Annotated in this window: 3 protein-coding genes and 1 pseudogene; 2 read left to right on the top strand and 2 right to left on the bottom strand. The window is 75.4% G+C overall.

Annotated elements, in window-relative coordinates:
- Together N4G66_RS44620 and N4G66_RS44615 are read left to right on the top strand one after the other, a co-directional pair.
- Positions 1–322 (top strand): annotated as a pseudogene (locus N4G66_RS44620) (condensation domain-containing protein); the annotation flags it as partial.
- 498 nt (positions 323–820) lie between these two features.
- Positions 821–2,056 (top strand): helix-turn-helix domain-containing protein, encoded by a 1,236-nt coding sequence (locus N4G66_RS44615; RefSeq protein WP_261710059.1) that lies wholly within the window; start codon positions 821–823, stop codon positions 2,054–2,056.
- Between the two features lie 280 nt (positions 2,057–2,336).
- Here the strand turns inward: N4G66_RS44615 and N4G66_RS44610 are convergent, their stop codons facing one another.
- Both N4G66_RS44610 and N4G66_RS44605 read right to left on the bottom strand, forming a co-directional pair.
- Positions 2,337–3,218, bottom strand: a complete 882-nt coding sequence (locus N4G66_RS44610) for a metallophosphoesterase (RefSeq protein WP_261710058.1) — start codon at positions 3,216–3,218, stop codon at positions 2,337–2,339.
- 237 nt (positions 3,219–3,455) lie between these two features.
- A partial coding sequence (locus N4G66_RS44605; RefSeq protein ID WP_261710057.1) for a condensation domain-containing protein occupies positions 3,456–6,090 on the bottom strand: 2,635 nt, incomplete at its 5' end.

Here is a 6,090-nt window from a genome sequence, read left to right as displayed (position 1 = left end):
GCCGGGCGCGCCGCGCACCGGGCACGGGGAACTGGTACGGCACTACCGCGGGCCGGAGGCGCTGACCGCGCTGCGGCACACCGTCGGCGAGGAGGCCGCCCGGGCCGGGGCCCTGGCGGGGCTGGCCCGCTCGTGCGGCCGGCTGGTGCTCGGCGGGTATTCCGGTGCCGGCGCCCTGGCCTGCGAACTGGCACGGCAGGTCACCGGGTTTGGGGTGCGCCCGCCGCTGGTCGTGATCGGCGGTGCCTGCGACGATCCGCAGGGGCCCCGGACGCTGGTCGGCGCCCTGCGGCGGGCGAGCGCGTCGGCCGCCCGGCACTGAAACACCGCGAACGCCGCGCCTGCCCGGTCGGATGTCCCGGTGTCCTGATCGGGTGCCGTGTCCGCCGGTGCCGTGGGCCAAGGTCAGTGCTTGGGCCGGGGGCAGTTCTTGGGCCAGTCGATGTCGTCGTCCGACGTGGCGGGCACCGGTCCCGGTCGGCCGGCGCGGGCGGCGCGGCGGGCAGGAACCGGGTGCTTCATGTGACGACTCCCGTGGACGCGAACGAGAACGGCTCCCGTGGCCGGGGGGCGGGCCGCTGTGCAGGCACCGGCACCGGCGCTTGAGATGCTCCCCGTATCCGCTGGAGAGCCGCTCGAGGAACGCAAGAGGACCGCGTGAGGTTCGTACGAGGTCCAGGGCACGGCGTCTGGCAAAACATTGCCCGGCCCTTGCCGGGCCCCCTACGCTCGGGGCGGCTCCGGTGGTCCCGGTCCGGCGGCCTGTCCGCCCCCGTCCGCCGCGCCGCGGTCCCACCCGTCCGTCCCAGGGAATGGTCACATGCTGCATCAGCCCGCCTTCGGCCGTCGTCTTCGCAAACTGCGACAGGCCCGCGGGCTGTCCCAGACCGCGCTGGCCGGTGACGGCATGTCCACGGGATACCTCTCCCGGCTGGAGTCCGGCGCACGCCAGCCCACCGAGCGGGCCGTCGCCTATCTCGCCGAGCGGCTCGCTCTGCAGGCGGCGGACTTCGAGGAGCCCGCCGGCGGTTCGCTGGCCCACGCGCTGACGCTGGTCGCCTCCACCGGCTCGGACGCGGCGATGGAAACGCTGCGCGAGGCGCTGGCGGCCGAAGGGCACGAGGCGCCGGTGCTGCGCTGGCAGGCGCTGTGGCAGCTGGCCCGCCAGCGGCGGGTCCAGGGCGACCACACCGGCGAGCGGGACTACCTGGAGGAGCTGGTACGGCTCGGCGACGCGGTCGGGCTGGTCGCGCTGCGGGTGCGCGGTCTGACCCGCCTGGCGCGCTGCCTGCGCTCGCTGGGCGAGATCACCGCCGCCCTCGACGCCGCGGTGACGGCCCATCACCTCGCCCGCGAGGACGGCCTGGAGACGCAGGACCGTGCCACGATGCTGCTGGCCCTGGTCTCGGTGGAGGCCGAGGCGGGCCGGATGCCGGACGCGCGGGGCCACGCCGACGAGCTGGTCGAGCTGGTCGCGGGCCGCTCGGACGCGTTGTGGGCGGAGGCGATGTGGACCGCCGCGGCGGTGCGCCAGCGGCAGGGCGACCACACCGCCGCGCAGGCCTACCTGGAGGAGGCGCTGGAGAAGTTCGCCAGCGGCGAGGACCTCGTGCTGTGGCTGCGGCTGCGGCTCACCGCCGGCCAGCTGCATCTGCAGAAGCTGCCGCCGGACCCCGCCGCCGCCCAGCGGTGCGTCACGGCCGCCGAACCCGCGCTCGCCTTCGTCGGCACCCCGGGCCTGCGCCAGGAACTGACCGCGCTCAAGGCCGACCTCGCCTTCCTCACCGCCCGCTACGACGAGGCCCGCGTCCTGCTCGGCGAACTCGCCGAGGTGGAGTCCAGGATGACCTACCGGGGCCGGGTACGGCTGGACATCCTGCGCCACCGGCTGCGCATCCGCTCCGGCGACGACGGCGGTGTCCAGGGACTGCGGGCCCTGGCCGAGCAGGCCCAGGCCGACGCCAACATCGACCTGGCCGCGGAGATCTGGCGGATCCTGGCCGAGTCCCTGGCCGAGTCCGCCGCGCAGCGGGGCCCCGCCGCCTCCGGGGTGTGACCGCCGGCCCACGACGTGCCCCGGCCCGGCCTCTTCGGGCCCGGTGTCTTCCGGCCTGGAAGGTACCGGCCGGTGTCTTCCAGGCCCGGCGTTCACGGCCGTGGCTTTGTCCACGAGATCGGACAGCAGTTGTTCAGCACACCGGACAGCACCCCAGTGGGCTTTCGATTCGAACAGCCGATGGTGACAGCGGGGTGCTGGAGGCAGCAAGCAACCGGGCTGCGCCTGGCGGAGGGCCGCTCGCAGGAGTGGCAGACGGGGGCCGGTGCAGCGCCCGGTCTCAGGTCGAGCTCACGGTGGAGGAGGGGCCGAGCCTCCCGATGACCTCGCGCATTTCCTCCTCGTCCGCCTCGTAAATCGTCTCCCCCATACGCGGGTCGCGGACGTGGAGCGTGTGGATGAGCGGCCCGTGGGGTGCTGCGAGGTGGACAAGGGAGGCCGACGGGCCGTGGACGGCGCGCTCGGTGCCTGGGCGGGCGGTCAGGTCGATGCGGCTGACGACGCCGGGCGTGACCCATACGGTCGCCTGTTCCAGACGCGCCAGAATCTGCAGGTGGAAGTGCCCGCACAGGATGAGTTGGACGTCGGTCCCGCGTATCGTCTGGGCCAGCTCAGCGCTGTTCTGCAGGCCCAGCGCCCGCTGGACATCGACGTCCATGGCGATCGGCGGGTGGTGGAAGGCCAGGACGGTACCCAGCGGTGCCGGGGTTGCGAGCAGTTCGCCCAGCCAGTCGAGTTGGCCCCGGTCCAGCCGGCCGTAGCCCTTGCCGGGAACGAGTGTGTCCAGCGTGATCAGCCGCCACCCTGCGACGGTGCTTGCCCCCGCCCGCTCGCCCGCTGTGCCCTGGTACACCGCCTCAGGCTGGACATGGCCGCTGCCAAGCACATCGGCGAACGCGGTGCGGTCGTCGTGGTTGCCGGTCGTGTAGAAGATCTCCGCACCTCTTCGGCCGGCGTATCCGCAGAGGAGTCCACGCGCCCGCACGTACGCCTCGCGGGAACCGTCGTCCGCCACATCGCCGGTGACCACCACCGCGTCGAGGTCGTGCACGTGGGCCAGTTCGGCCAGCAGGCGGCGCAGTGCGGCAGTGCCGTCAGCCCCGTCGGCGTCGGGGCCGCCGGACCGGTCGAGATGAGTATCGGAGAGATGCAGGATCCGCATCGTCCGAAGATAGACCCGGCACCCGCGTCCTGGAGAGGCTCTTCCCGCCGCGGCCCGCCCCACAGGCTGTCCGTGGACCATGCCCACGAAATCGAACGGGCGGCAGGGCTGGGTGCTGTCCGAAGTGCTGGACAACTGCCGTCCGATCTCGTGGACGAAGCCACGGCCCGGTGTGTCCGGACCGGGTGCGCGGCACAGGGGGCTCGGGGGAGCGGGTCCGTCGTTTCGGCCGCCGGGCTAGAGCGGGTCGCCGAGGTGGCCGTTGATGTGGTCGAGGCACAGCTCGTACCGGTCCTCGGGGTGGCTCTCGTACCAGCCCGGGGGGACGGCGGCGGGCGCGGGCCACAGGGCGCGGTGGCCGGCCGGGTCGGCCAGCACCACGAAGGTGGCGGACGCGTCGGCGAACGGGTCGTCGTGGGCCGGGCCGTCCAGCACGTGCAGGCCGCCGTCCGCGTCCAGGCGGGCGGCGCGGCCGGTGCGCCACATGCGGGCGGTGGTGTGGTGCGGGCCGCCGAACGGGTCGGGCAGGAACCGCTCGCCGCCCGCCCCGGGCGCCCCGGTGTAGCCCCGGGCGGTGCCGGCGCCCGCGATGTACAGGGATCCGGTCCGGCCCGGCCCCACCGGGCGCAGCAGCGGGTCCAGGAGGTAGGCCCGGTAGCCGGGGGCGGGCCGGGCCGGGGCGCCGGGCAGCTGCTCGACGACGAGTCTGCCCTCGGCCCAGCCGCCGCTGACGGTCAGTCCGGCGTCCCCGCCGCGGGCGAGGCAGACCAGCGCGCACAGCACGTCGTCGGCGCCGCCCAGCACCACCCGGGCGCCCTGCCGGCGCAGCCAGCCCAGGACCTCGTGCGGCACGTCCCGGGCGAGCGAGGCGTCCGGGACGTGTATGCGGGTGCCGCAGGCCAGGGTGCTCAGCACGCCGATCGCCGTGTCCCCGTCCGGGTAGCCGTGCACCAGCCAGGCCGCGTCGGCCGGTGCGGCCAGCGTCGCCGCGGTGACGGCCTCGCTGCCCACCGCCACGGTGCCGTCCTGGCCGGGCAGCAGCAGGAGCGGGTCGCCGCTGCGCGGCGGCCGGGTCCGGTCGGCTGCGGTGAGGGGCCAGTGCCCGGCCGGCGGCAGCGGTTCGGTCGCGTCCTCGCGGACCAGGCGGGCCGCGCCGGGCACGGCGGGCAGCAGCAGGTCCGCGGTCTCGTCGAGCAGCAGCACCGCGGGGTGCAGTGAGGCGGCGAGGTCCAGCGACGGGTCGACCGGCAGCAGCGCGGCTCCCGTCTTGGCGACGGCGATCGCGGCGACCGTGAACCCGGCCGGTGAGGACAGGGCGGTCAGCACACAGGTGCCGGGACCGGCATGGTGCTCGATGAGGGCGTGGGCCAACAGGTCGGAGCGGGCGTCGAGTTCGGCGTAGTCCAGGCCGTCCAGTGCGAGCGCGTGAGGGGCCCGTGCCACCTGCGCCGCGAACAGCGATGCCACGTCCGGCCCGGTGAGCGGCACGTCCGTGCCCGCCCACACCCCGCTGTCCGTGCCCGCCCACACCTTGCTGTCCGTGCCGGTCCACATCTCGCCGTCGGCGGCGGTGGCCGGGTCCGGGGTGTCCGTCAGCCGCAGCCGGCCGATCGGGGCCCCGGGTGTTTCGAGGGCCGAGCGCAGTACGGCGGTGAGCCGGCCGGTGAAGAGGGCGGCGGCCGTCTCGCCGATGCTCTGGTGGCAGAAGGAGGCGGTGACGGTGATGCCGGCCGGGGTGCCCGCGGGGCTCTGGCGTTCCGTCAGCGTCAGCGCCAGGTCGGCGGCCGGGAGGGGCGGTGTGCAGTGCTCGGCCCGCACGGACAGTCCGGCCGCCTCGAAGACGGGGCCCGCCTCTTCCTGGAGCACGCTCAGCGCGATCCCGCCGGGCAGCGCCGCCAGCGGTGCCCGGCCGTCCCGGTAGGCGGCCAGGTCCCGTTCGCGGACCTGGCGCAGCAGTTCGGTGAAGGCCATCTCGCCGCGGGTGTCCACGGTCAGGGCCAGGACGCGTGCGTAGGGGCCGACGGCCGCGCGCAGCGCGGTACTGTCCCGGGCCGGGACGGGCGCGGCCACGGTGACGGGGCCCAGAGCGCCGAGTTGGTGCAGCAGGGCGGCGAGCGCGGCGTGCACCACCATGAACAAGGTGGTGCCGTGCGCGGCGGCCAGGCCGGTGAGCTGTGCGTGCACGGTCGCGTCCAGCTCGCTGTGAAGGGTGCTGTAGGAGGCGTCGCCGGGGTGTGGTGTGCTGCCCGGCAGCCGGGTGGGCGCCGTGTCGCCGAAGACCGCGCGGGGAGCCGCGTCCCGGGCGGCGGCGGGGTGGTGCGCGGTGTCGTCCGTGTCGTCCCCGGTGGCCCGTGCCCCGTAGGCGCGGGCGAGTTCGGCGGCCAGCGGCAGCTGGGACCACAGGTCGACCGAGTCGGCGGGCAGGGCCAGTTCCAGCAGGTGCTCGCCGGCGGACAGGGCGCGCAGCCGGGTGCCGGCCGAGCCGAGCCGGGAGTTGCGCAGCGCCGGATGGCGGCGGCCGAGGTCCTTGAGGGCCGCTTCCAGGACGCGGGTGTCCAGCGCGCCGCGCAGCCGCACCGAGAACTGCGCGCTGTCGCCGGCGGTGGCGCCCGGCCCGGTCGCCGCGGCGGGGGCGTCGCCGGTCAGCGCGGCGAACGCGGCCGGGGTCGGCGCCTCGTCCAGGGCCCGGCGGCCCGGGTCGGTGCCCAGAACCCGGCGGACCCTGGACAGCAGCCGGGCCGCTGCCGGCGCGTGGCCGCCGAGACGGAAGAAGTCGGACTCGGCGTGCACCTGGTGCCGGGGCAGGCCCAGCACCTCGGCGAACAGGTCACGGACGATCTCCTGGACCGGTGTGCCGGGCCGGCTGCCAGGA

The sequence above is a fragment of the Streptomyces rhizosphaerihabitans genome (assembly GCF_025399795.1).
Classification (GTDB): Bacteria; Actinomycetota; Actinomycetes; order Streptomycetales; family Streptomycetaceae; genus Streptomyces; species Streptomyces rhizosphaerihabitans.
This window is presented reverse-complemented; position numbering and strand designations above follow the sequence as displayed.